This is a genomic window from Cryobacterium sp. RTC2.1, from assembly GCF_035018685.1.
Classification (GTDB): Bacteria; Actinomycetota; Actinomycetes; order Actinomycetales; family Microbacteriaceae; genus Cryobacterium; species Cryobacterium glucosi.
The window spans coordinates 1-23,479 of the sequence record NZ_JASJXJ010000022.1 but is presented as its reverse complement, the minus strand read 5'-3'; the positions used below and the strand labels follow the sequence as shown (position 1 = coordinate 23,479).

The window sequence follows — 23,479 nt, the reverse complement described above, 5'->3', positions numbered from 1 at the left end:
CCGTGTTGCCGGACGCTAGATTGCCGGACATGACCTCCCCAGCCTCAGTTCCAGCATCAGCGCCCACGCCGTCCCCGTTCCGTCTCGGCTTCCTCGCGTTCGTCGAACACGGCGGTGTCGCCGGCGCCACGTCGCAGGGCCTGCAGGACGGAATCGACCTGTTTCGGCACGCCGACGAACTCGGTTTCGACACCGGCTGGGTGCGACACCGGCACCTCGAGAAGTACCTCTCCTCGCCGCTCACCTTCCTCTCGGTCGTCGCCCAGCACACCGAGGGCATCAGGCTCGGCACCTCCGTGACCCCGTTGCGGTTCGAGAACCCGGTGCGACTCGCCGAGGAGGCGGCCACCGCCGACCTCCTCACCGATGGACGCCTCGAGGTCGGCTTGAGCTCCGGCTACGCCCAGTCAGAAGGCATCTTCGGCCCCGTCTACGGTGCCATCACCGGCTCGCTCCGAGAAGAGGCGGATGCCCGGCTCGCCTCCTTCCGTTCGGCACTCCGCGGCGACACCCTCGCCATCGCCGACGCGAGCTTTCCCGCCTTCCCTGCCGGCACGCCACTCACTGCCCAGCCGCTGAGCCCGACCCTCTCCGACCGCCTCTATTACGGCGCAGGCGCGACCCCGAGCGCAGTGCGCACCGGCCAGCAGGGCCTCCGCCTGCAGCTCTCGACCCTCAACACGGAACCGAGCGAGCTTTCCTTCGAGGAAGCCCAGCTCGAGTCGATCACCGCGTACCGTGCCGCCCATGCCGCTGTCACCGAGCGACCGTCCTACGCACTCGTCGGACGTCAGGTGCTGCCGATCCTCGGCAGGGACGACGCTGACGAATTCGCCTGGCTGATCGAGCGCGACGAGGAGCGGCAGCGCGCCCACGGCACTCCCGGAGCCGCCCTGCCGTTCCAGTTCGGCAAGGTGCCTTCCGGCGATCCGGACGACATCATCGAGGCCCTCCTCGCCGACGTCGCCTTCCGTGGTTCCGACGAGCTCGTGATCGCCCTTCCCTTCGACCATCCGCCGGCGGGGTTGCACCGCATTCTCACGGCCGTGGCCGAACGCATCGCCCCCGCCCTCGGCTGGACGCCGCGCCGTTAGGCCCCATCCGCGAATACCCGGCCGCCCATACAGATCCGGGTGGCACTGTCAACCCCCTTTTGCCGGAACTGACAGCCCGTAGCGTGAAAGGACGCACAGCGACGTGCGCGCGAATCCCTCGGTTCGCGAGCTCAGCAAGGACAGCGCCATGAACACACTCAGCCTCACCCACTTTTCACAGCGCGGGCAGCGGCAGGGAGACGACAGTCATTCGTCGCTGCTCCTTGCTGATGCTCTCCGCTTCGCCAGGACGGCCTGCGCGGGGAAACGCGACGAGGCAGGGGAGGCGGCCATCGAGCATCCGCTTCGTGTGATGGCCGCACTGGCACGCGAGGACGAGAAAGTCGTCGCCCTGCTGCACGACACCTGCGCGTCGTCCGGCCCCGGCCTGGCCGGACTGCGCGGCTTCGTACCCAACCGGCTGCTGATGGCCGTCACTGCGCTTGGGCACGGCTTCGAGGAAACGGACGAGATCTCGTTCCGGTTCCTGCTCGCCGACCCGATCGCCCTCGCCGTGAAGCTCGCCTGCGTCGGAGACCTCACCGATCCGGGGCGGCTCGCCCGACTTGACCCGTTCACCCGTCGGCGCCGGGAAATCGCGGGTGCTGCCGCCGCGCGCGGACTCGGGACAACCCTCGACGCGATCCGCACTCCGTTCGCAACGCCGTGATCGCCGAATAACGGAGTACGCTCAGTTTTAGGGCATACTCCCCACTACGGGGGTGTCGCCCCGACCGTGAGGAGTGCACCATGGCGCACGCCACCGAGAATCGATGAGCTTTTCGGCGAGCACTTCTTCGCGACCAACTTCTGGCAGATGTGGCGCACGACGTTCGCCTTCCAGAACTGGCACTCCGCCGCCGAACTGCGTCGGTACTTCAAGCGCTTCATCCAGGAATTCGACCGGATCCACCTCCTGTCCGGCGTCAGCCGGACCACGTACAACCAATACGATTCGATGGTCGTGCCGACGTCGACTTCGCCGCGGCTCTGGAACCACGCCGGGCGACCCGGCTTCACCTCGAGAACGCCGAGGGGACATCCGCTCTCGACCTCGACGACAACACCTTCATCACAATCGGTTCGATCACTGACAAGAAGATGTCCGAGGCGACGGGCGAAGAGATCCTGACGGAGCTCGTGCACCAGCTCGGCTTCGAGGACATCCTCGACGAGGTGCTCGCGTCGACCGACGTGACAACGGTCATGATGCCGTATGCGTCAGCCCTCTTTAGCCGGCGCGTGCCGGAGGACCGGCCGAAGGTGCTCCCGGACGGCGCGGAGAACTTCGCCTTCCTCGGCCAGTTCACCCCACTACCCGAGGACGTCGTCTTCACGGTCGAGTACTCCGTGCACGGCGCCATGCAGGCGGTCTATACGCTCTTCGACGTCGAGAAGCCCATCCCGCCGATCTATCACGGGTTACTGGACCCGAAGGTCGACCTGCACGCGCTCGCAGCGGCGTTCCGGTAACCCGCTTCCCCCGCGTCCTGTGTCCGCGAGAGCCCGCCGCACCGCTACCCGACGGCGCGTTCGATCCCCGCCGCGGCGTAGATGGCATCGATGGCCGCCATGTTGCCGACGGAATCGTCCCCCTCGGTGAGGAGCGGCTCGCCGCTCGCAAGGCCGCGCACGACCGCATCGAGCTGGTGATCGTAGGTCTCGTTGCCGCGAACGGTGAGCCAGCGTTCGATTCCCCGGCTGACTTCGCGGATGCTGTGGCCGCGGGACGGGAAAACCATGTTGTCCACGTGCACGGTGCCCTCTGTCCCGACGATGTCGAACGAGGTGTCGAGGGGAGTGCCCGCGATCATGCTCGAGGAGACCCGGGCGGTGACGCCGGAGGGGAACACCAGTGCGGCATCCATGCTCATGTCGGCCCCCAGCGGGTTCAGGGTGGCTACGGCGCTCGTGACGAGGGGTTCCTCGCCGGTGAGGGCCCGCACCCAGTGCAGCGGGTAACACCCGAGGTCCATCAACGAACCACCGCCGAGGGCCGGGATGTGCCGGATCGACGTCGGGTCGAAGGGGTTGCTGCCGGAGAATTCGCCGCGCAGGGACACGACGTCGCCGAGCCGGCCGGACGCGACAATGGCGTCGAGCTCGAGGCTGAGCGGGTGGTAGCGGTCGTGGAACGCCTCGATGAGACGCTGCCCCGTCTCGGCGGCCGCCTGGCGCATCAGCCCGGCCTGGGCGGCGTTCATCGCGAAGGGCTTTTCGCAGAGCACGTCCTTGCCGGCCTCGAGCGCTGCAATCGACCACTCGGCGTGCTCCGAGGGCGGCAGCGCGACATAGACGAGGTCGATCTCCGGGTCCGCAAGGAGTGCGCGGTAGTCGCCGTATGAGCGGTCGATGCCGTGTTCCTGCGCATAGGCGGCGGCAGCGGATGCCCGGCGCGAGGCGACCGCGGCGATCACGACATCGGTTCGTCGCCGGGCGGGGCGGATGATCGCGGACGGCGCGATGCCGGCGGCACCGAGGATTCCGATCCTGAGCATCAGCGCACCGACCCACGGGCCGCGACATTGCGGCGACTATTTGTTGCGTGTAGTGACATATTCGGGACACTACCATTGAGCAGCGGCCTGCCGCATCTCACGTGCCGCTATCGCTGGATCTGTCGAAGAATCGAATCGGAGGGGCTCGTGTCTGAACCCGTTTCCCCGGCCGGCCGCCGCCGCCTCGCGGTACTGGGGTCTCCCATCGGTCATTCGCGCTCGCCCCTGCTGCACACGACGGCGTACACCCTGCTCGGTCTCCCGTTCGACTATTCCCGGGCCGAGGTCCGCTCGGGCGAGCTGGCCTCGTGGCTCGTCTCCCTCGACGACAGCTGGCTCGGGCTCAGCCTCACCATGCCGCTCAAACGCGAGGTCGTCCCGCTGCTCGACACGACCTCGTCGCTCGTCGACGACCTCGGCGTCGCGAACACCGTGCTGTTCACGGCCGACAATGGCACGCGCCGGTTGCACGGCTTCAACACCGACGTCGACGGCATCGTCCGTACGGTTTCGACGCTGGACTCTGCTCGACCCTCCTCTGCCGCGATCCTCGGCGGTGGTGCGACGGCAGCCTCGGCACTTTACGCGGCTCACGCGCTCGGCGCGGGGGAGATCACGGTCTACCTGCGGGATCCCGCCAGGGCCACCGACCTGTCGGCCCTCGGCGACCAGCTCGGGGTCCCCGTGCGGGTTCGGCGGCTCGACGAGCTGGACGCGGCCGGCCCGCTCTCCTTCGTCATCAGCACGCTGCCGGGCGGGGTTGCGGACGGCCTCGACCTCCGGCCCCTTGACGCCGGTTCCATCCTCTTCGACGTGGCGTACGACCCGTGGCCGAGCCCGATCGCCGAGGGTTGGGGTGCCGCAGGCGGCGTCGTCTTCAGCGGGCTCGACATGCTCGTCGAGCAGGCGATCAGCCAGGTGCGCATCTTCACCGGCGGGAAACAGGACCAACCCCTGCACGGTGAGGCGGGCATCCGCGCTGCCATGCGGTCGGCCGTCGGCCTTGCGCCCGCGCACTCCCCGGCAGGGGGAGAGGCCTCATGACCGGCGCGACGGCACGGTCCTCTGTGCGGATGCGCTCGATCGTGCTCGGCGAGGGCAGGCCGCAGATCTGCGTTCCGTTGGTCGGGGCGACGATCGCCGAACTCGCGGCGGCCGCCTCCGGACTCATCGCCGGGGACTATGACCTCGTCGAACTCCGGATCGACTTCTTCTCCGAATCGGATATCCCAGCGGCCGTCCGGGAAGCGATCGCCGTCGTGCGTGCTGCCCTTCCGGAGGGCGTCCCGGTGATCTTCACCTTCCGCACGAAACGGGAAGGCGGGCAGCGGGACATCCTCCCGGAGGCCTACGCCGACCTGCTCGGGCTGGCGATCGCCGCCGGGGTCGATGCGGTCGACGTCGAACTCTTCACCGAGCGGTCGTGCCTGCTCCGCATCGTGAGCGCGGCCCACGAGGCGGGCGTCCTCGTCGTGATGTCCTCGCACGACTTCGAGTCCACGCCGCCGCGGGCCGAGATTCTCGCACGCTTCGCGGAGCAGCAGGCACTCGGGGCGGATGTGCTCAAGCTCGCGGTGATGCCGTCGAGCCCGCGCGATGTCCTCACCCTGATGGACGCGACCGCCGAGTTCGTCGCCGAGCAGGCCCGGCGCCCGGTGATCGCGATGTCCATGGGGGGACTCGGCGTGGTGTCGAGGCTGGCCGGGGAGACCTTCGGTTCCTGTGTCACCTTCGGTTCCGTCGGAGCCTCGAGCGCCCCGGGCCAGATCGAGGCCAGCGAGTTGCGGGCCGTCCTGGACCTGGTGCACGGAGCCCGGTGACCGGGCCTGCTGAGCCCCGCCAGATCGCTGTGTGCTAGATCGCGGTGTCGTCGAGCTCGAGGGTCGATTCGCGTTCGCGGAAGATGTTCAGCTGGCGACGCCGGTACTCGGAAAACATGCTGCCCACCTCCGACGGTGCCAGGGTCTGGCCGTGCTCGGGTTCGTCGGCGTGCTTCAGGCTCTCGGTGTACGCGACGTTCTCGGTGCGCTCGGTGCGCTCGGTGTGCTCGGTGTGCTCGTAGTTCTCCGCGTGTTCGGACTTCTGCGGCAGGTCGGAGGATTCGTGGTTCATGGGGATACCCAATTCTTTCTCTGGGGTGAGTGTGGGGGAACTGCTGCGGCGGCGAGCGAACCGGGGACAACCGGCAGTGGTGCCGGGCGTTCCTGGTGAGCGCTCTCAGCGCGTGGTGTGGGCCGATGGGTGGCGCAGCGGATGATGTCGCGAACCGACGTGAGGCGAAGCCTGGAGTCGTTCCCGCATCAGTGGTCCTTCCGTGATGAAGCGGTTTCTCGGGTGCGGCAGTACGGCGGGTTACCGAACGGCCGACGGGGATCCTGAAGCACTTCATCGGGCGGAGGAGCTTTGGAGGAACGTTATGTGATTCACTCCGAGATGTCAACGGCCGGATATCGGCGATCCATGAGATATTTCTGAGTATCACCGTGTCTCAGGCGAGGTCTCTGTCGTGCGGGAATAGGAAACCCCCGATCGAGGTTGGGTACGATATCCATGCAAATGCATTGAAAATACTGCCCGAGAAAATGCAGTGAACACTCAGAGAGGCTGACCATGCAGTTCGGAATCTTTTCGGTCGGGGACCTGACAACCGACCCGACCACCGGCCGTACCCCGACCGAGCAGGAGCGCATCAAGGCGATCCTGACGATCGCCCAGAAGGTCGAAGAAGTCGGACTCGACGTGTTTGCAACCGGTGAGCACCACAATCCGCCCTTCGTGCCCTCGAGCCCGACCACGATGCTCGGCTACATCGCGGCCAAGACCGAGCGCATCATCCTCTCCACGGCGACGACCCTGATCACGACGAGTGACCCGGTCAAGATCGCCGAAGACTTCGCGATGCTCCAGCACGTCGCCGACGGCCGGGTGGACCTGACCCTCGGCCGCGGCAACACCGGCCCGGTCTACCCGTGGTTCGGCCAGGACATCCGCCAGGGCATTCCCCTCGCGCTCGAGAACTACGCGCTCCTGCGCCGGCTCTGGACCGAGGAATTCGTGGACTGGGAGGGCCAGTTCCGCACCCCGCTGCAGGGCTTCCAGTCGACGCCCCGCCCCCTGGACGGCGTCGCGCCGTTCGTCTGGCACGGCAGCATCCGCACCCCGGAGATCGCGGAGCAGGCCGCATTCTACGGCGACGGCTTCTTCGCCAACCACATCTTCTGGCCGGCCTCGCACACCGCGAAAATGGTCGGGTTCTATCGCCAGCGCTTCGAGCACTACGGCCACGGCACCGCCGAGCAGGCGATCGTCGGACTCGGCGGCCAGGTCTTCATGCGCAAGAACTCGCAGGACGCCGTGAAGGAGTTCCGCCCGTACTTCGACAACGCGCCCGTCTACGGCCACGGCCCGAGCCTCGAGGAATTCACCTCGCAGACGCCGCTCACCGTCGGCAGCCCGCAGGAAGTCATCGACCGCACTCTCGGCTTCCGGGACTACGTGGGCGACTACCAGCGCCAGCTGTTCCTGATGGACCACGCCGGACTGCCGCTCAAGACCGTTCTCGAACAGCTCGATCTGCTCGGTGAAGAGGTTGTGCCCGTGCTGCGCCGCGAGTTCGCGAAGAACCGTCCGGCAACGGTTCCGGATGCCCCCACCCACGCGTCGCTCGTTGCTGCGGCGGCCGCGGCTCCCGTCGGCGCATCCGTCGGCGCTCCGGTCGAGGTGGCCTAGCCATGACGGAACGCACCCGTACCATCGCCGTCGTCACCGCAGGACTCAGCCAGCCGTCCTCGACGAGGATGCTCGCCGACCGTCTTGCGGAGGCGACCTCCTCCCGCCTGGCCGAGAAAGGCATCCCCGCCGAGGTCAGGATCTTCGAACTGCGCGACGTCGCCCTCGACGTGATGAACAACATGCTCACCGGGTTCCCGAGCCCGAAGCTCGATGCGGTGATCGAAGCCGTGACCGGCGCGGACGGGCTCATCGCCGTCACCCCGATCTTCACGACCAGCGCGAGCGGCCTCTTCAAGTCGTTCTTCGACGTCATCGACAACCGGTCGCTGACCGACATGCCGACGGTCATCGCGGCGACGGCGGGCACCGCACGCCATTCCCTGGCCCTTGACTACGCCATCCGCCCGATGTTCACCTACCTGCACGCGGTCGTCGCCACCACCGCGGTGTTCGCCGCATCGGAGGACTGGGGAAGCGGCGCGGACACGGTCAAGACGCTGCCCGACCGCATCGACAGGGCGGCCGGGGAACTCGCGGCTCTCATCGCGGCATCCGATCGCTCGAATTCCGTGCGCGACCCGTTCACGATCGACGCGTCCTTCAGTCCGACGGGCGGATTCCAGCCCTCGATCTGACCGGTTCCCTGCGAGAATGGGGGAATGCCCGCACCTACCGCTCTCCCCGCTGATCCCGAGCTGCTCGCGCAACTCCTGCTCGCTCGTCGCGCGACCGCGTTCTTCGCGCACGAGCTCAACGGGTTGTCGAACGTCGACCTCGACGGCGACTCGCTGTTGCCCGGCTGGAGCCGCCGTCACGTGATCGCCCATGTCGCATATAACGCGAGGGGCATCGTACGACTCGTGACCTGGGCGCGCACCGACGTCGAAACGCCGATGTACGTCTCGAACGCGGCTCGCGACAGCGACATCGCCGCCGGGGCCGAGCTCGACCGCGACGCCCTGCGGACCCTCTTCGACGTCGCGACCATCCAGCTCGACGCCGCGTGGCGCCGGCTCACCCCCGAGACGTGGAGCCACCCGGTCCGGACCCCGAGCGGCCGGGAGATTGCCGTGTCCGAGACCGTGTGGATGCGCAACCAGGAACTCTGGGTGCACACGATCGACCTCGCGACCGGCGCATCCTTCGCCGACGTGCCGGTCGAGGTGCTCGATCGCCTGCTCACCGAGATCACCTCGGCCTGGGCGACCCGGGGTGACGGGGGAGACCTCGTGCTCTCCGTCACTGATTCCCACGACGAGCGCAGGTTCGGCGACCTCCATTCCGCGCATCCCATCGTCGTGTCCGGCAGCCTCGCTGGCCTCGTCCAGTGGGCGACCGGGCGTGGCGGTTCCGGCGTGGGTTCGAGCGCCGGGACTCCGGCCGACCCGCCTCGGTGGCTCTGAGCCCAGCTGAACGATCCTGCTGAACGATCGCGCTGAACGATCCCGCCGCGTGGCAGACTGGTACTCGAAGCAACGGGGGCTGACAGTGGACGATCCGCGCGCGAACATGCAGGACAACCGACTGATCGCCCTCGGCGCGCCGCGTGCCGACTGGACGAAGACACCCGGGCGCTCGCTCGGATTCTGGATCACCCTCGCCGGATTCGTCCTCGCTCTCGTGCTCCCGTTCTGGGGAGTCATCGCTGTCCTCGTCGGGCTCGCATACTCGATGCGCGCGCTCCGGGTCATGCCCGCCGGCGTGCACGGCCGGGGCCTGGTCCTGATCGCGCTGGGCGTCGCGGCCGTGACCGTCGTCGTCGTCGTGGCGCGCGGCATCCTCGGGGCCTGAACCTCTGGGCCTGTTCGCACTCCGTTCGCCGACCGCGTAACCGGGGGTTTCCCAGCATGAGGCGGGAATGAAACCCACGGCCTGACGTTGAGTTGAGTCAATAGCACTCAAGTTTCAAGATCAGGAGGTCTCGTGCCTACATTCTTCGGTCCCGCGGATTCCGGTAACGGTTCGTTCGACGAGTTCATCGCCCGCTACCTGCAGGGCCAGCAGGGTGCTGCACCCACAGGGCGCCCGATCGACATCACCCGGCTGCTCAGCCGCCGCACCCACGAGGTGCTCGCCGAGGCCGCCCAGTACGCGGTCGAGCACGGGCACTCCCACGTCGACGTCCTGCACATTCTCCGGGTCCTCGTCCTGCGCGAACCGGCCGCCCAGGCGATCCGGAATACCGGCACAGACCCCGCGGCCCTCGCCCTGGCCGCCGAGCAGCGCCTGCCGGAGCGCTCCGCCCCGACCGGAGACGCGACGCCGGGACTCACCCCCTCCGCCCAGCGCGCCCTCCTCGACGCGCACCAGATCGCGCGCGCCTTCGGGTCGACCTACATCGACCCCGAACATCTCTTCTTCGCCTTCGTGGTGAACGAGGACTCCCCGGCCGGCCAGGTCCTCGCTGCGGCCGGCGTCACCCAGGAATCCCTGCAGGCCGGTGCACGCGAGCCGCAGGCGGATGCGACGGGCCAGGACCCTGCCCCGGCATCCGCTTCGGAAACGCCGATGCTCGACACCTACGGCACCGACCTCACGGCCCGGGCCCGCGACGGGAAACTCGACCCGGTGATCGGCCGTGCCGACGAGATCGAACAGACGATCGAGATCCTCTCCCGGCGCACCAAGAACAACCCGGTTCTGATCGGCGAGGCCGGCGTCGGCAAGACCGCCGTCGTCGAAGGGCTCGCGCAGGCCATCGTGGCGGGAACCGTGCCGGAGCAACTGCGCGGCAAGCGCGTCGTGGCACTCGACCTCGCGGCGATGGTCGCCGGGACCCGGTACCGCGGCGACTTCGAGGAACGCCTCGGTAAGACCATGGACGAGATCACCGCGCACAGCGGCGAGCTCGTGATCTTCATCGACGAGCTGCACACGGTCGTCGGCGCCGGCGGATCCGGCGACGGCGGCATGGACGCCGGAAACATCCTCAAGCCGCGGCTGGCTCGCGGTGAGCTGCACGTGATCGGCGCGACGACGCTCAAGGAGTACCGCAAGGTCGAGAAGGACCCGGCCCTCGAACGCCGTTTCCAGACCGTGCGGGTCGGCGAGCCGAGCATCGACGACGCGGTGAGCATCCTCGCGGGGCTGCGCGGCCGCTACGAAGAGCACCACGGCGTGCGCTACACCGACGAGGCGCTGCGTGCCGCCGTCGAGCTTTCCGCACGCTACGTGTCCGACCGGTTCCTGCCCGACAAGGCCATCGACCTGATCGACCAGGCCGGTGCCCGGCTGCGCCTGACCCTCGGCTCCCTGCCCGACCGTGAGGCCCTCGAGGCCCTGCGTGCGCGCGTGGTGACACTCGAGGAGGCGAAGAGCGCCGCCGTCCTCACCGAACAGTACGAGGAGGCCTCCCGGCTCCGGGACGAGATCGAGACGGTCCAGGCACAGCTGCAGCTCCAGGAAGACCCCGCCCAGGCCGTTGCAGCAGAGGCCGTCGTCGGCGAGGCCGAGATCGCCCGCGTCATTGCCCGCGCGACGGGCATACCCGTCGCCCGGCTCACCGCGGACGACCGTTCCCGCCTCGGCCTGCTCGAGGCCGAGCTGCACGAACGCGTCGTCGGACAGGACGACGCCGTCACGCTCATCGCCAAGGCGGTGCGCCGCAATCGCACGGGCATGAACGATGCCGGCCGACCCGTCGGCAGCTTCCTGTTCCTCGGGCCGACGGGCGTCGGTAAGACAGAGCTCGCCAAGGCCCTCGCTGAATCGTTGTTCGGCGACGAGCACGCGATGGTGCGCTTCGACATGAGCGAGTTCGGCGAACGGCACACCGTGAGCCGGCTCGTCGGGTCCCCTCCCGGCTACGTCGGCTACGACGAGGCCGGGCAGCTGACCGAGCGCGTGCGCAGGAACCCGTACTCGGTGATCCTGCTCGACGAGATCGAGAAGGCCCACCCCGACGTGTTCAACCTGCTGTTGCAGGTGCTCGACGACGGCCGCCTGACCGACGGCCAGGGTCGCACCGTCGACTTCCGGAACACGGTCATCATCATGACCTCCAACCTCGGCTCCGAATTCCTCGCCAGCCGGAGCGGCGCCCTCGGCTTCACCGCCCAGATCGATGGCGGGGCCGACAACGGCTTCGGCTCGGAGAAAGCGCTCCGCGACCGGGTGATGGGCAAGCTCCGCGAGGCGATGCGTCCGGAGTTCCTGAACCGGCTCGACGAGATCGTGCTGTTCCGCAAGCTCGACGCGCCGCAACTGCACGACATCGTGCGGATGCTGCTCGCCGGGACGCGCACCCGGCTCGCCGCCCAGGGCTTCGCCCTGACCGTGAGCGAGGACGCGATCGACTGGATCGCCACGCGGGGCTACGAACCCGAGTACGGTGCCCGGCCGCTCCGCCGCGTGATCCAGCGGGAACTCGACGACAAGATCGCCGACCTCCTCGTCGGCTCTGACCTGCTGGCGAGTACCGGAGTCGAAGTCTCGGTTGCTGACGGCGCACTCGTCGTCGCGGCCGCGGCATCCGCGCCGGCGCAGCCGCTGCCCCTGGCCGCGTAAGGAGTCGCTGCGGAGTCGCCGCCAGGCTGGTTCAGCCCCTGGCGGCGATCCCGGCGGCGATCTCCGCGGCGATCTCCGTGTCGGAGCGGGCATTGAACACACCCCACATGATGTGCGTCGGGCCGCTGCCGTCGCTTCCGGGGGCCGCGGCCCGCGCGGTCCACCGGTTGGCGATGGCGGCGCGACCGAGGTCCCCGAGGGAGTCGGCGATCCGGGCCTTCCGGAGTTTTCCGGCCACGACACTGCCGTCCTCGGCGAGTCGCCAGCCGCGATCGCTCGCGAGCACGCGTCCGATCTCCTCCTCGGTGAGCCAGCGCGAAAAACTGCGACCGGGCGGGTCGATATCGGTGAGTTTCATGCTCGAAACTGTACCCAGCTTTCCGGGTAAGCGATTGAGAACCCCAACTGGTCAATCACAGCGATGACGGCTGTTGGACAGATCAGTGGTCCTGGAGGAGGCTGAAGTCATGGAATACACACACCTCGGTCGCTCTGGTCTTTCCGTCTCCCGACTGTGCCTCGGCACCATGAACTTCGGGCCGCTCACGCCGGAACCGGAGGCGCACTCCATCATGGACTCGGCGCTCGCCTCGGGAATCAACTACTTCGACACGGCGAACGTCTATGGCGGCGACCTCGGGCCCGGGGCCACCGAGTCCCTCGTCGGCCGGTGGTTCGCGCGCGGCGGCGATCGCCGGGAGCGGACCGTGCTCGCCACCAAGCTCTACGGGACGACCTCGGACTGGCCGAACAACGGCAGGCTCTCGGCCCTCAACATCCGCCGGGCCCTCGACGCGAGCCTCCGGCGACTGCAGACGGATTACATCGACATCTACCAGTTCCACCACATCGACAGGGAGACGCCCTGGGACGAGATCTGGCAGGCCATGGAGACGGCCGTCGCCCAGGGAAAGATCCTCTACGCGGGCAGCAGCAACTTCGCCGGCTGGCACATCGCCACGGCCCAGGCGGAAGCGCGACGTCGCAACTTCACCGGCCTGGTGAGTGAGCAGTCGATCTACAACCTCCTCACCCGGGACCTCGAGCTCGAAGTGCTCCCGGCGGCGCGAGCGAACGGGCTCGGTGTGATCGCCTGGTCCCCGCTGCAGGGCGGCCTCCTCGGGGGAGTGCTCGGCAAGGAGCGCGACGGCAGACGGCGCCTCGAAGGGCGCTCTGCCGAGACGCTTGCCGCGCACCGACCGGCCATCCAGGCCTTCGAGGACTTCGCCGCAGACCTGGGGCACGAGCCGGGAGACGTGGCCCTGGCCTGGCTCCTGCACCAGCCGGGAGTGACGGCGCCGATCATCGGGCCGCGCACCCAGGCCCAGCTCGACGACGGTCTCCGGGCGCTCGACGTCACCCTCGATGCCGCAGCTCTGGCCCGTCTCGATGAGATCTTCCCCGGGCACAAGCCGGCCCCTGAGGACTATGCCTGGTGACCAACCCCGCAACAGGTCCCGCAACAGATCCCGCAACAGATCCCGCAACGAATCCCGCAACGAACACTGCAGAACCGCCAGCCCCGTCAACCGCTCAACGAAGGAAGCCATGCCGACCCGAATGATGCAAACCCGAATGATCGCCGACCGAACCGTGAGCGCGATCGGACTCGGCGGAATGCCGATGTCGATTGAAGGACGACCGGATGCGGCCAGGTCCGTCGCGACGATCCACGCGGCCCTCGACGAGGGCGTGACCCTGTTCGACACCGCGGACGCGTACCACCTGCACGCCGACGAGGTCGGCCACAACGAAACCCTCATCGCAGGAGCGATCGCGTCGTGGGGCGGGGACACCAGCGACCTGCTCGTCGCGACGAAGGGCGGGCACCTGCGCCCCGGTGACGGCACCTGGTATGTCGACGGCCGCCCTGAACACCTCAAGAAGGCCGCGGAGGCCTCACTCGCGCGGCTCGGCGGCGACGCGATCGGCCTCTATCAGTTCCACCGGCCGGACCCGGCGGTGCCGTACGCCGATTCCATCGGGGCGCTCGTCGAGCTCCTCGACGCCGGCACGATCCGCCTCGCCGGCATCTCCAATGCGAACGTCGATCAGATCCGGCTCGCCCGCGAACTGCTCGGCGGGCGCCTCGCGAGCGTGCAGAACCAGTTCTCTCCTGCGTTCCGCAGCAGCGAACCGGAGCTCGAGCTCTGCACCGAACTCGGAATCGCCTTCATCCCCTGGAGCCCGCTCGGTGGGATCTCCTCTGCGTCCCGGCTCGGCGAACGCTTCGCGCCGTTCCAGCAGGTAGCAGCAGACCGAGGGGTCAGCCCGCAGGTCGTCTGCCTGGCCTGGCACCTCGCGAAGTCCCCTGTGGTCATCCCAATCCCCGGCGCCTCGCGGCCGGAGAGCATCCGGGATTCGGTTCACGCTGCCGGCATCACGCTCACGACTGAGGAACTGGCGCTGCTGGGCTGATCCCCGCGAGCTGGGTGAGGAACGCCGTGGCGGCCGGGCTGGGCTCGTCCGCCACGGCGACCGCGGCCGTCCACGGCGGCATCGGATCCTCGATCTGAATGGCTCGCAAGAGGTCAGGGCGCTTCGCTGCGAAACTCTCCGGCACGATCGCGACACCGAGGTTGTAACCGACGAGGTCGAGCATCGGATGCACGTCGTTGACCTCGAGCGCGGCCCGGTAATCGAACCCGGCAGCAGCGAAACCGCGGCGGGCGAGGACGTGTGCGCCCCAGCCTGCGGGGAACCCGACGAGTGACTCGGCATGCAGGGATGCGAGGTCGACGGAGCCCCTGGCCGCGAACGCGTGATCGGGATGGCAGAGCACGATGAGCCGCTGCGTGCTGAGCGGACTGAGTCGGACGCCGGGAGTCTGGTCGCCGACCGAGACGACAAGGGCGACGTCCGTGCGGCCGTTCGCGACGCCCTCGATGAGCTCGAGCGATCCGGCGTGCCTGAGACGTACGTCGACCCCTGGATGCGTCATGCGGAAGCGGGCGAGCTCTCCCGGAAGGTCCACCGAGCCCAGGCACGGCTCGGCGCCGACGGTCAGGCTCCCCAGCATGAGGCCGCGCACAGCCGCAACGGCGTTCTGGGCCGCGGTGGCGCTCGCGAGCGTGCGCAACGCCTCGACCAGGAAGGCCTGTCCGGCGACCGAGAGTTCGACGCTGCGGGTGCTGCGGATGAAGAGTGACGTCCCGAGCTCGCTTTCGAGCGCCCGAACGGATGCCGACAGACCGGATTGTGAGATCTGCAGGATCTCGGCGGCCCGGGTGAAGTGGCGTTCCTCGGCGACGATCGCGAAATGTTCGAGCTGGCGGAGTTCCATTCAGCAAGGCTAGTGCCTCACGCGAGGCCATTCACAGGTGCGAGGACTGGATCCACCGCCTCGTCTTTTGCCGTTCCGGGGTCGATAATGTCTCGGAAGCGCGGGCCCGACGGCGGGCACGCCCCGGTCTGGAGGTCTCAGATGACAACGCTCAACCCCTATCTCTCGTTCCGTGATTCGGCCAGGGCGGCCATGGACCTGTACGAGTCGGTCTTCGGCGGCACGGTCACGCGCAGTACCTTCGCGGAGCTCCACGCCAGTGAGGATCCTGCGGAGGGCGACAAGATCATGCACTCCGCTTTGACGACGGACGGCGGGATGGTCCTGATGGCGGCGGACACACCGAACAGCATGGATCTGACACCGGGCACCACTATGTCGGTCTCGCTGAGCGGCGACGACGAGGCGGAACTGAGCGGCTACTTCGAAAAACTGTCTGCCGGCGGGACCGTACTCCAGCCGCTTGCGAAGGCGCCGTGGGGAGACAGCTTCGGGATGCTCGTGGACCCGTTCGGCGTGAGCTGGCTGGTCAACATCTCCGGATCGGGCAGCACAGCGCCCGAGTGACGTTCAGGCGCCGGGCTGGACGTCGAGGCTGATCGAGTCGTCTTCCGTGCCGTCGACAAGGCGCTGCAGGGCGTTGCGGACGAGGAGGCCGCGCATGGTGTCGCGGTGCGCCCGCGCCTTCGGCAGGAAGTGCGGCACGTACCCGTAGACGGCGTGGCTCTTCTTCGAGCCGAGGTACGGACCAGGGGGAGTGTCGGCGAGCGGTACGAACGGGATGCCCAGAAAGTCCCGCATCTTGCGCAGCGGGCGGTCGTCGACGATGGACACAATGTGCTTGATCCGGTGCACGAGCGCGGAGAGGTACATGGCGCGGTAGAGCTGCACGCTCACCGCTGCTTCGCCGCGACGGTAGTCGGGGAGGACGGCGACGGTGCCGATGTCCCAGATCTCGGTCGGATCGGTGATCGCGTGAAAGCGGAACGCCTCATCGAGTTCCAGATTGAACGGTTCCTGGGCGGCATCGTTGAGGCTCTTGAGTCCATGCGGGGAATCCTCGATGATCCGCAGCACCCCGCTCGGCGTGCCGGTGTCCCTGTCGATGGAGATGAAGAATGTGCTCGTGCCCTCGTACGCGCCGTACTCGTCCGTCATCTGCGCGGCATCGTTGCCGAACGTCGCCTCGAAGACAACACGTTCCACGTGCCGGCCGACGTTCGAAAACGGGCTCCGGCCGTCGACCTCGATCGCGACCAGCCGGTAGTGCTCCGGGAGGTCACGCGTGCGCGCGGCGAGCAGCCGCACGGTGAGGTCCTCGAGCTCGGCATCGCTCAGGTCGTATCGGGGGCTGAACACCTCGGCGCCGATCACGGTATCGGTGTCGCGGGTCGGCACTAAAACTCCTTGTATTCGGCGCTGGCACTGCCGAAGAAACGCGTGGTGTATTCGACGGCCACGAGGGGGTCGAACGGCTTGCAGGTGTAGATGTCGACACTGTAGAAGAGCACCGGTTGTTCCCACGCGTAGAAATGCGCCCCCGACGTTTCCCAGTGAGTCCACCCGGCCCAGCCGTACAGATCGCTGCGATGCGTGACCGGTTCGATCAGGCCTTTCATGTCGAGCACCGGGGCAAGCCCTGACAAGTAGTCCGTGATCTGCACTGCGCTGATCGGTTCGGCGGGGTAGGCCTCGATGACAAGACGCTGCCGGTAAATGGTTGGTGCAAGGTCGCGCATGAAAGCCATTCCCCCAGTGATGTGATCAAGAGCTTGGGGAAAGGAATCCCCGGCGGCAGCCGTTTCATCAGGGCGACATTGGAACCTGAGACTGAGCGGTGCTGCCTCACTGTACGCCCCCCAGACATCCATCGGGGTCCGAGGGCACGTCCGACAGTCTGGACGAGTCCCCGGTGGGTCCCTTTTCTTCACCGCGATGCCGGTGCACACTGAGCGAATGCGCAGGCTTTCCGTCACGAGACACCCGGGAAAGGGGCCGGTTGCGCCGCCCATTTTCGGGGCCGCGCTGCTGGTGATCCTTGCAGTGGGCCTTCCCCTCGCGGCCATCCAGGTAGCAGGTGCGATCCGACCGGACCCGGCGGCATCCGCCCCGTCCGGCATCCCAGCGGTTTCCCCGACCGCGGCCCCACTCCGGTGCCGACCGTACCGGCCCAATCGTCGCGGGCCCAACCGTCACCGGCGATCAGGGCGCTGGATTCGGACAATCCGATTTCCGATCCTGCCTGGTTCGTGCAGGCATACGAAGCCGGGTTCCGGCTCTACATCCTCAGCTCCACCGAGTTCGGCACGTGCACGCCTCTCGCCCGCACCCAGGCGCAGCTCGCGATGGCCATCGACGCCGGTCTCGCGATCGCCGCGTACACCAGGGATCCGCGCTGCTGGCGGGAGGGGATCGCGGCGACGGGCTCCTTCCGCATCCGGCTCCAGTTCTTCGCCCTCGACATCGAAACGGGCGGCCCGCCGCTCACCCGCGCCATGATCACGGGCGTCCAATCCACCGGAGTGCGCCCCGTCGTCTACACCGGCGCGCGGATGTGGGACGACATCATGGGCGCGGGAACGACGGAGTTCTCGGACGTCGCCCTCTGGGATGCCGTGCCCGTCCAGCCGGGCTCGACTGCCGTGGCCGGCCTCCCTGACGACCCCGTCGATCTCCTCTCGCCTGCACCGATTCCGTTCGGTGGCTGGAACGCGTCCGGGAATCTCCGAGTCGGTGTTCAGCAGCATTTTGAACGGGTCTTCAACGGCGTCAACATCGATGTGAACACCTTCGCGAGGTCATTCCTGTACTGATCGGGAAGCGCGCACCGGAATGGGCGCCGCACCGCGTATCATGGCGGCGTGAAGCCCTACCTGCTCTTGGCCAGCCGTCCGGAGGACGAAGCCGCCGACGACGAGTACGAGGGTTTCCTGAGCGCCGGCGGCCTCACCCCGGAGGACCTGCACCGGGTCAGGCTCGAGGCGGCGCCACTGCCGCCGATCCGGCTGGACGACTACTCCGGCATCATCGTCGGTGGCAGCCCCTTCAACGCCAGCGACCCCGCGGCGACGAAGTCCGCCGTCCAGCTCCGGGTCGAGCGGGAACTCCAGTCGCTCCTCGACCTCGTCGTCGCCCGTGATTTTCCCTTTCTCGGAGCCTGTTACGGCATCGGGCTGCTGACGACACACGGCGGGGGTGTCGTCGACGGAACGTGGCCGGAGGACGCCGGCCCGACGAGAGTGCGGCTGACGCAGGAGGGAGCCGCCGACCCCCTGTTCGGTATCCTCGAGCCCGACTTCGAGGCCTTCGTCGGACACAAGGAGGCATGCACGGTCCTCCCGCCCGGCGCCGTACTCCTGGCCACCGGAGAGGATTGCCCGGTCCAGGCCTTCCGGGTCGGACGGAACGTCTACGCGACCCAGTTCCACCCGGAGCTCACCAATGCGAGCATCCTCACCCGCCTCCGGATCTACCGCGACAACGGATATGTCAAGCCGGATGCCTGGACCGGAGTCATCGCGAGCATCGCGGCGGCCACGGTGACGCAACCGGCGAACCTGATGCGTGCCTTCGTGCGGCGCTTCGGCACCGAATAAGCTGCGCCACCAAATAAACTGCTACGAATGCCAACCTCACTCGCGACCCCGTATGAAGACCTGCTTCGCCACACCCTGGCGACGGGCACCGCCAAAGCCGACCGGACCGGGACCGGAACCACGAGCATCTTCGGCGCCCAGCTCCGCTTCGACCTTCGTGAGGGCTTCCCGCTCATCACGACGAAGCGCGTGCACTTCAAGTCGATCGCCTACGAACTCCTGTGGTTCCTGCGCGGCGAGAGCAACGTCGGATGGCTCCGGGAACACGGCGTCAGCATCTGGGACGAGTGGGCATCGGAAACCGGAGAACTCGGTCCCGTCTACGGAGTGCAATGGCGCTCCTGGCCCACCCCCGACGGTGGTCACATCGATCAGATCGCCCAGGTGATCGAGACCCTGAAGACAGACCCGGATTCGCGTCGCATGATCGTGTCGGCCTGGAACGTCGCGGACATCCCGTCGATGGCCCTCGCACCGTGCCACGCGCTCTTCCAGTTCTACGTCGCCGACGGCCGCCTGTCCTGCCAGCTCTACCAGCGCAGCGCCGACCTCTTCCTCGGCGTCCCCTTCAACATCGCGAGTTATGCGCTGCTGACCCACCTCGTCGCCGCCCAGGCCGGCCTCGAGGTCGGCGACTTCATCTGGACCGGCGGGGACTGCCACATCTACGACAACCATCGTGACCAGGTCACGGAGCAGCTGACCCGTGCCCCGTATCCGCTCCCGACGCTCCGCATCACGGGCGAACGCGCGAGCATCTTCGACTACGGGTACGAGGACCTCGAGGTCGTCGGCTACCAGCACCACCCCGCGATCAAGGCACCCGTTGCCGTCTGATCCCGCCCGTCACACTCCCGTGATCGCACTGGTCTGGGCGCAGGCGCACGACGGGATCATCGGCAGCGCCGGTTCGATACCCTGGCACCTTCCCGAAGACCTCGCGCATTTCAAGGCCGTGACGGATGCCGCGACGGTCGTGATGGGTCGTCGCACGTGGGATTCCCTCCCCGAACGATTCCGGCCGCTCCCCGGGCGACGGAACATCGTCGTCACCAGGGACGCCGACTGGGCCGCTGCCGGAGCCGAACGCGCCGGGTCCGTGGACGATGCCCTCGCTGCGGACGACTCGGCCACAGATCCGGCCACGACGATCTGGGTGATCGGCGGAGGCGAGGTCTACCGCGAAGCCCTGGCCCGCGCCTCACGACTCGAGGTCACCGAGCTGGACCTCGCCGTGCCCGGCGACACGAGGGCCCCCGCGGTTGACGGGGAGTGGACGCGTGCCCACGCCTCGGAATGGATGGTCTCGAGGACCGGCATCCGCTTTCGCTTTGTCGGGTACGAGCGGCCGGTTCCGCGGAACTGACGTCTCTTCGGGCACGGACATCTCTTCACGAGCTGACGTCTCCGGCGGCACCGGCTTCTCCTGCAGCGCGGGAGCCACGGGCGCCACGGTGACTCGGCGTTCCGGACTCCTCCAGCGTCCGCTCGACGGCGTCAGGAATGCCTGGGGAAGGGTCGCCAGGCAGATCGCCGCGTCGACCACACGTACGAGTGGGAAGGCGAACCCGAGCAGCAGATAACTCGGCCGGCGGGTGACGGCGACGACGAGCACGGTCAACAGGTAATCGGGCACGAGCACGCCGAGCAGGATCAGGGTCGGCGGAATCGCGTCCGTCAGCCGCGTGGCGATGCCGGACGGGTCCGTCGACGTCGCCTCCCAGATGACCGCGCCGACCGATACGACGAGCAGCGGCAGGAACAGCAGCATCATCACACTGCTCGTCACGAGCTCGAACACGTGGAGCGCCAGCGCACCCCAGAACCAGCCGAGCCGGAATCCGTGGCGGCGCAGCGTCTGCCAGAACCCCAGGGTCCAACGCCGGAGCTGCCGGGTGTAATCGTGCAGGTTGTCCGGATCCTGGGTCGAGGCCCTCGCGATCGAGGGGTGGAATGCGATCCGGCCGAGCTTGCGCGCGTGCACTTCGAACGTCATGTTGAAGTCCTCGATCGCGAGCCCGGGAGGATCGATGTCGATGCTTCCGAGGACCCGGCTGCGATACATGCTCGCGAAACCGGGAACGATGGAGATCACGTTCGCGAGCCTGGCGGCCTGACCGTACTTGAGCAGGTACTGCACCATGACGTAGAAACGTTCCCGGTATGCGACCAGGAATCGGCCCATCATCGTCGCGGGGGGAGGATCAGCGATCGTCGACGCACACGCTGCAACCGCGACGACCCCCGGATCCTGGAAGCACGGCAGGCCGGTCAGCAGGTAGTCGGGGGCCAGCACCGTGTCCGCATCGAGGAGCACCACGACCGGGAACCGGCGTGCCAGTTCGAAATGGTCGATTGCCGCGACGAGCGCGCCGGCCTTTCCGTGATTCGACTCGAGTTCGAGCACGTTCGCTCCGCTGGCTCTCGCGAGGTCCGCGGTCCGGTCTGCTGAGGCGTCCGAAACGACGAAGACGTGTCCAACGGGCACCTGGCCGGTTGCGGAACCGATCGTCGCGGCGATCACTTGTTCTTCGTCGTGGGCGGCGACCAGGACCGCGACCTCGTCCGCGGAGATCAGCGGGTCCTGCGATCGATCGGGCGACCGGCGGCGGCTGCTCTCGACCACGGCACGGATGAGACCGACCGTGGTCCAGAGCAAGGTGTTGATTCCCACAACAAGAATGAAAATGACGAAGAACGTAACCATCTGTGCCCCCGGGGTGAAATCGAACGTCCCACACTGGAACCGGAGACGCCACGTCGAGACTGTCGGTGTTGACGTGCACGAAGCTACCCGAGGCCGGAGGGGACCGCTGGCCCTGTCACCCGGATGGGGCGACCCATGTGGTTAACCACATCCGGGTGTGGGTTGCCCCCGGAACGCGCCGCGACGTGTTTTCCGGATGCATGCAGTTACAGGCATTTATGAGTGAGGATGATGGAGAAGTGACTTTTCCGACGAGTACCTCCAATTTTCGTGCCGCCCGCGATCAGCTGCTGCGCCTCTGGGACGGCCACGCCCGTGCCGCCGCGGAATTCCGCTGGCCGGATGTCGGCGCGTCATTCAACTGGGCCGTCGACTGGTTCGACGTGATCGCGGCCGGCAACGACAACATCGCCCTGTGGATCGTCGAGGAGGACGGCCGTGAGCTGAAGGTCACTTTCGCGGAGATGTCCGCACGCTCCAACCAGGTCGCGGCGTGGCTCACCCAGCAGGGCGTCGGCAAGGGCGATCACGTGATGCTCATGCTCGGCAACCAGGTCGAACTCTGGGAGCTCATGCTCGGCATCATGAAGATCGGCGCCGTGATCCTCCCGACATCGACCGTGCTCGCCGCCGGCGACCTCGCCGACCGCGTGCAGCGCGGCGAGGTGGACTGCGTCATCGCGAATGCGGGTGACGCCGCCAAGTTCGCGGAGATCGACGGCGATTTCCGGCGCATCTGCGTCGGCGGCACGGTTCCCGGCTGGGCTCACTACGCCGACGCCGCCCTGCTGTCCACGGCGCCCGTTCCCGTGGCCGTCGGTTCGGACGACCCGTCGCTCATCTACTTCACCTCGGGGACCACGAGCAAGCCCAAGATGGTCGTGCACACCCAGACCTCGTACCCCGTGGGCCATCTCTCCACGATGTACTGGCTCGGGCTTCGTCCCGGCGACGTGCACCTCGCCATCAGCTCACCGGGCTGGGGCAAGCACGCCTGGAGCAGCTTCTTCTCGCCCTGGATCGCTGAGGCCACCGTCTTCGTCTACAACTACGGCCGGTTCGACCCGCAGGCGCTCACGGCCCAGCTGCACCGCGCCAAGGTCACGACGTTCTGTGCGCCGCCGACGGTGTGGCGGATGCTGATCCAGTCCGATGTGGGCGAGAAGCCGGTCGGCCTCCGCGAGATCCTCTCGGCGGGTGAACCGCTCAACCCCGAGGTGATCAGCCAGATCCAGCGTGCCTGGGGGCTCACGATCCGCGATGGGTACGGCCAGACCGAGACGACGGCCATCGTCGGCAACGTGCCGGGGTCCGTCCTCAAGGCCGGGTCCATGGGCCTGCCCCTGCCCGGTGTCGCGATCACCCTCGTCGATCCGATCACGGGAGGCGTCGCAGACGAGGGCGAGATCTGCCTCGACCTCGCCGAGCCCGCCGTCAACCTCATGGCCCGGTACCACGGCGACCCGGTCAGGACCCAGGCCGCGCTCCGGGATGGCTACTTCCACACGGGCGACGTCGCCACCCGGGACGACAACGGCTACATCACCTTCATCGGCCGCACGGATGACATCTTCAAGTCCTCCGATTACAAGGTCTCCCCGTTCGAGGTCGAAAGCGTGCTGCTCGAACACCCCGCCGTCGCCGAGGCCGCGGTCGTCCCCGCCCCCGACGACACCCGACTCAACATCGCCAAAGCGTACATCCACCTCGCGGCCGGCTGGGCACCCGACAGCGCGACCGCTCTCGCCGTGCTGCGCCACGCCCGCAACGGGTTGCCGCCGTACATGCGGGTGCGGCGTATCGAGTTCTTCGAACTGCCCAAGACGAGCTCAGGCAAGATCCGCAGGGTCGAGCTGCGGGCGCGCGAGAACGATGCCGCAGAGCAGCAGCTCCGGCTTCCGGAGGAATGGCGCGACGACCAGTTCCCCGAGCTTAAGCGTTCGTCGAAGAGCTGATCCGCGCGCCCGCGAAAGCGGGTGAAACGTCGTACTGAGCTCGGCATACCGACGACTCACCCGCTTTCGCGAACGGCGGCGGGGACGGGAACGGGGGCGAGCAGGGCG

The 23,479-nt window shown here is 67.7% G+C and carries 26 protein-coding genes and 1 pseudogene; 19 read left to right on the top strand and 8 right to left on the bottom strand.

The genetic code is table 11. From position 1 onward, the window contains the following. Positions 1 to 29: 29 nt before the first annotated feature. A complete protein-coding gene (locus QN357_RS04945) occupies positions 30 to 1,094 on the top strand; it encodes an LLM class flavin-dependent oxidoreductase (protein ID WP_322136052.1) in 1,065 nt (354 codons plus the stop codon). A 148-nt stretch (positions 1,095 to 1,242) separates the two neighbouring features. Further along, positions 1,243 to 1,764 carry a phosphohydrolase gene (locus QN357_RS04940; protein WP_134448838.1) on the top strand — a complete coding sequence of 174 codons (522 nt, stop codon included), beginning with the start codon at positions 1,243 to 1,245 and terminating at the stop codon, positions 1,762 to 1,764. A gap of 44 nt (positions 1,765 to 1,808) precedes the next feature. Here QN357_RS04940 and QN357_RS04935 read toward each other — a convergent pair whose 3' ends face one another. Next, positions 1,809 to 1,985 carry a hypothetical protein gene (locus QN357_RS04935; protein WP_322137415.1) on the bottom strand — a complete coding sequence of 59 codons (177 nt, stop codon included), beginning with the start codon at positions 1,983 to 1,985 and terminating at the stop codon, positions 1,809 to 1,811. Between QN357_RS04935 and QN357_RS19520 the strand changes: the two genes are divergently transcribed. Both QN357_RS19520 and QN357_RS19515 read left to right on the top strand, forming a co-directional pair. Then, the gene (locus QN357_RS19520) at positions 1,912 to 2,226 is read left to right on the top strand and encodes an oleate hydratase (RefSeq protein WP_347233218.1); all 315 of its coding nucleotides are present in this window, start codon (positions 1,912 to 1,914) and stop codon (positions 2,224 to 2,226) included. The two genes, QN357_RS04935 and QN357_RS19520, sit on opposite strands and share 74 nt — an antisense overlap. Next, entirely contained in the window at positions 2,166 to 2,567 is a 402-nt protein-coding gene (locus QN357_RS19515) for an oleate hydratase (protein ID WP_369125149.1), read from the top strand. Before QN357_RS19520 ends, QN357_RS19515 begins: the two co-directional genes overlap by 61 nt. Positions 2,568 to 2,611: 44 nt before the next feature. On the opposite strand, the gene QN357_RS04925 is transcribed toward QN357_RS19515, so the two are convergent. Then, a complete protein-coding gene (locus tag QN357_RS04925; protein ID WP_134448841.1) occupies positions 2,612 to 3,592 on the bottom strand; it encodes a Gfo/Idh/MocA family protein in 981 nt (326 codons plus the stop codon). A gap of 147 nt (positions 3,593 to 3,739) precedes the next feature. Here QN357_RS04925 and QN357_RS04920 point away from each other — a divergent pair, with 147 nt between their 5' ends. After that, complete coding sequence (locus tag QN357_RS04920) at positions 3,740 to 4,636, top strand: shikimate dehydrogenase (RefSeq protein ID WP_322140757.1); 897 nt, start codon at positions 3,740 to 3,742, stop codon at positions 4,634 to 4,636. Then, positions 4,633 to 5,412, top strand: coding sequence for a type I 3-dehydroquinate dehydratase (gene aroD / locus QN357_RS04915; RefSeq protein WP_322140758.1), 780 nt, complete (start codon positions 4,633 to 4,635; stop codon positions 5,410 to 5,412). The genes QN357_RS04920 and aroD overlap by 4 nt, the downstream gene beginning before the upstream one ends. Positions 5,413 to 5,446: 34 nt before the next feature. On the opposite strand, the gene QN357_RS04910 is transcribed toward aroD, so the two are convergent. Continuing rightward, entirely contained in the window at positions 5,447 to 5,704 is a 258-nt protein-coding gene (locus tag QN357_RS04910) for a hypothetical protein (protein WP_134448844.1), read from the bottom strand. A 498-nt stretch (positions 5,705 to 6,202) separates the two neighbouring features. Here QN357_RS04910 and QN357_RS04905 point away from each other — a divergent pair, with 498 nt between their 5' ends. The 5 genes from QN357_RS04905 (at position 6,203) to QN357_RS04885 (ending at position 11,830) form a co-directional block, all read left to right on the top strand. After that, a complete protein-coding gene (locus tag QN357_RS04905) occupies positions 6,203 to 7,321 on the top strand; it encodes an LLM class flavin-dependent oxidoreductase (protein ID WP_134448845.1) in 1,119 nt (372 codons plus the stop codon). Between the two features lie 2 nt (positions 7,322 to 7,323). Beyond that, on the top strand, positions 7,324 to 7,959 hold the full coding sequence (locus QN357_RS04900) for an FMN reductase (protein ID WP_134448846.1): 636 nt from the start codon (positions 7,324 to 7,326) through the stop codon (positions 7,957 to 7,959). Positions 7,960 to 7,983: 24 nt separating this feature from the next. Next, positions 7,984 to 8,727, top strand: a complete 744-nt coding sequence (locus QN357_RS04895) for a maleylpyruvate isomerase family mycothiol-dependent enzyme (protein ID WP_134559994.1) — start codon at positions 7,984 to 7,986, stop codon at positions 8,725 to 8,727. A gap of 85 nt (positions 8,728 to 8,812) precedes the next feature. Then, positions 8,813 to 9,115, top strand: coding sequence for a hypothetical protein (locus QN357_RS04890; protein WP_134559996.1), 303 nt, complete (start codon positions 8,813 to 8,815; stop codon positions 9,113 to 9,115). A gap of 132 nt (positions 9,116 to 9,247) precedes the next feature. Continuing rightward, on the top strand, positions 9,248 to 11,830 hold the full coding sequence (locus QN357_RS04885) for an ATP-dependent Clp protease ATP-binding subunit (RefSeq protein WP_322189616.1): 2,583 nt from the start codon (positions 9,248 to 9,250) through the stop codon (positions 11,828 to 11,830). A gap of 31 nt (positions 11,831 to 11,861) precedes the next feature. Here the strand turns inward: QN357_RS04885 and QN357_RS04880 are convergent, their stop codons facing one another. Further along, positions 11,862 to 12,188, bottom strand: a complete 327-nt coding sequence (locus QN357_RS04880) for a hypothetical protein (protein WP_134448850.1) — start codon at positions 12,186 to 12,188, stop codon at positions 11,862 to 11,864. Between the two features lie 109 nt (positions 12,189 to 12,297). On the opposite strand from QN357_RS04880, the gene QN357_RS04875 reads away from it, so the two are divergent. Further along, positions 12,298 to 13,269: an aldo/keto reductase gene (locus QN357_RS04875; protein WP_134448851.1), complete on the top strand. Its 972-nt coding sequence runs from the start codon at positions 12,298 to 12,300 to the stop codon at positions 13,267 to 13,269. A gap of 124 nt (positions 13,270 to 13,393) precedes the next feature. After that, complete coding sequence (locus QN357_RS04870; RefSeq protein ID WP_322141114.1) at positions 13,394 to 14,248, top strand: aldo/keto reductase; 855 nt, start codon at positions 13,394 to 13,396, stop codon at positions 14,246 to 14,248. Here the strand turns inward: QN357_RS04870 and QN357_RS04865 are convergent. After that, positions 14,217 to 15,113 (bottom strand): LysR family transcriptional regulator, encoded by an 897-nt coding sequence (locus QN357_RS04865; RefSeq protein ID WP_322136044.1) that lies wholly within the window; start codon positions 15,111 to 15,113, stop codon positions 14,217 to 14,219. The two genes, QN357_RS04870 and QN357_RS04865, sit on opposite strands and share 32 nt — an antisense overlap. A 141-nt stretch (positions 15,114 to 15,254) precedes the next feature. Here QN357_RS04865 and QN357_RS04860 point away from each other — a divergent pair, with 141 nt between their 5' ends. Then, on the top strand, positions 15,255 to 15,680 hold the full coding sequence (locus tag QN357_RS04860) for a VOC family protein (protein ID WP_134448853.1): 426 nt from the start codon (positions 15,255 to 15,257) through the stop codon (positions 15,678 to 15,680). A 3-nt stretch (positions 15,681 to 15,683) separates the two neighbouring features. Here QN357_RS04860 and QN357_RS04855 read toward each other — a convergent pair whose 3' ends face one another. Then, the gene (locus tag QN357_RS04855) at positions 15,684 to 16,511 is read right to left on the bottom strand and encodes a hypothetical protein (RefSeq protein WP_134560002.1); all 828 of its coding nucleotides are present in this window, start codon (positions 16,509 to 16,511) and stop codon (positions 15,684 to 15,686) included. Next, entirely contained in the window at positions 16,511 to 16,852 is a 342-nt protein-coding gene (locus QN357_RS04850; RefSeq protein ID WP_198413440.1) for an S-adenosylmethionine decarboxylase, read from the bottom strand. The genes QN357_RS04855 and QN357_RS04850 overlap by 1 nt, the downstream gene beginning before the upstream one ends. A gap of 510 nt (positions 16,853 to 17,362) precedes the next feature. On the opposite strand from QN357_RS04850, the gene QN357_RS04845 reads away from it, so the two are divergent. The 4 genes from QN357_RS04845 to QN357_RS04830 are packed head-to-tail and all read left to right on the top strand — an operon-like array spanning position 17,363 to position 20,075. Continuing rightward, positions 17,363 to 17,926, top strand: coding sequence for a hypothetical protein (locus tag QN357_RS04845; protein ID WP_322136043.1), 564 nt, complete (start codon positions 17,363 to 17,365; stop codon positions 17,924 to 17,926). Between the two features lie 48 nt (positions 17,927 to 17,974). Beyond that, the gene (locus QN357_RS04840) at positions 17,975 to 18,709 is read left to right on the top strand and encodes a glutamine amidotransferase (protein WP_134448857.1); all 735 of its coding nucleotides are present in this window, start codon (positions 17,975 to 17,977) and stop codon (positions 18,707 to 18,709) included. 27 nt (positions 18,710 to 18,736) lie between these two features. Continuing rightward, on the top strand, positions 18,737 to 19,546 hold the full coding sequence (locus QN357_RS04835) for a thymidylate synthase (protein WP_134448858.1): 810 nt from the start codon (positions 18,737 to 18,739) through the stop codon (positions 19,544 to 19,546). After that, complete coding sequence (locus QN357_RS04830) at positions 19,536 to 20,075, top strand: dihydrofolate reductase (protein ID WP_277871718.1); 540 nt, start codon at positions 19,536 to 19,538, stop codon at positions 20,073 to 20,075. Before QN357_RS04835 ends, QN357_RS04830 begins: the two co-directional genes overlap by 11 nt. A 375-nt stretch (positions 20,076 to 20,450) precedes the next feature. Here QN357_RS04830 and QN357_RS04825 read toward each other — a convergent pair. Then, positions 20,451 to 21,416 (bottom strand): annotated as a pseudogene (locus QN357_RS04825) (glycosyltransferase family 2 protein); the annotation flags it as partial. Between the two features lie 239 nt (positions 21,417 to 21,655). Between QN357_RS04825 and QN357_RS04820 the strand changes: the two are divergent. Continuing rightward, positions 21,656 to 23,371, top strand: coding sequence for an AMP-binding protein (locus tag QN357_RS04820; protein ID WP_241985080.1), 1,716 nt, complete (start codon positions 21,656 to 21,658; stop codon positions 23,369 to 23,371). Positions 23,372 to 23,479: the final 108 nt, after the last annotated feature.

Excerpts from the sequence above, each read along its gene's own strand:
- QN357_RS04870 (WP_322141114.1), top strand. The coding sequence starts at position 13,394 with ATGCAAACCCGAATGATCGCCGACCGAACCGTGAGCGCGATCGGACTC.
- QN357_RS04875 (WP_134448851.1), top strand. The coding sequence starts at position 12,298 with ATGGAATACACACACCTCGGTCGCTCTGGTCTTTCCGTCTCCCGACTG.
- aroD (WP_322140758.1), top strand. The coding sequence starts at position 4,633 with ATGACCGGCGCGACGGCACGGTCCTCTGTGCGGATGCGCTCGATCGTG.
- QN357_RS19520 (WP_347233218.1), top strand. The coding sequence starts at position 1,912 with ATGTGGCGCACGACGTTCGCCTTCCAGAACTGGCACTCCGCCGCCGAA.
- QN357_RS04945 (WP_322136052.1), top strand. The coding sequence starts at position 30 with ATGACCTCCCCAGCCTCAGTTCCAGCATCAGCGCCCACGCCGTCCCCG.
- QN357_RS04905 (WP_134448845.1), top strand. The coding sequence starts at position 6,203 with ATGCAGTTCGGAATCTTTTCGGTCGGGGACCTGACAACCGACCCGACC.
- QN357_RS04910 (WP_134448844.1), bottom strand. The coding sequence starts at position 5,704 with ATGAACCACGAATCCTCCGACCTGCCGCAGAAGTCCGAACACGCGGAG.
- QN357_RS04895 (WP_134559994.1), top strand. The coding sequence starts at position 7,984 with ATGCCCGCACCTACCGCTCTCCCCGCTGATCCCGAGCTGCTCGCGCAA.
- QN357_RS04940 (WP_134448838.1), top strand. The coding sequence starts at position 1,243 with ATGAACACACTCAGCCTCACCCACTTTTCACAGCGCGGGCAGCGGCAG.
- QN357_RS04835 (WP_134448858.1), top strand. The coding sequence starts at position 18,737 with ATGCCAACCTCACTCGCGACCCCGTATGAAGACCTGCTTCGCCACACC.
- QN357_RS04860 (WP_134448853.1), top strand. The coding sequence starts at position 15,255 with ATGACAACGCTCAACCCCTATCTCTCGTTCCGTGATTCGGCCAGGGCG.
- QN357_RS04880 (WP_134448850.1), bottom strand. The coding sequence starts at position 12,188 with ATGAAACTCACCGATATCGACCCGCCCGGTCGCAGTTTTTCGCGCTGG.
- QN357_RS04925 (WP_134448841.1), bottom strand. The coding sequence starts at position 3,592 with ATGCTCAGGATCGGAATCCTCGGTGCCGCCGGCATCGCGCCGTCCGCG.
- QN357_RS04850 (WP_198413440.1), bottom strand. The coding sequence starts at position 16,852 with ATGCGCGACCTTGCACCAACCATTTACCGGCAGCGTCTTGTCATCGAG.
- QN357_RS04935 (WP_322137415.1), bottom strand. The coding sequence starts at position 1,985 with ATGAAGCGCTTGAAGTACCGACGCAGTTCGGCGGCGGAGTGCCAGTTC.
- QN357_RS04900 (WP_134448846.1), top strand. The coding sequence starts at position 7,324 with ATGACGGAACGCACCCGTACCATCGCCGTCGTCACCGCAGGACTCAGC.
- QN357_RS04865 (WP_322136044.1), bottom strand. The coding sequence starts at position 15,113 with ATGGAACTCCGCCAGCTCGAACATTTCGCGATCGTCGCCGAGGAACGC.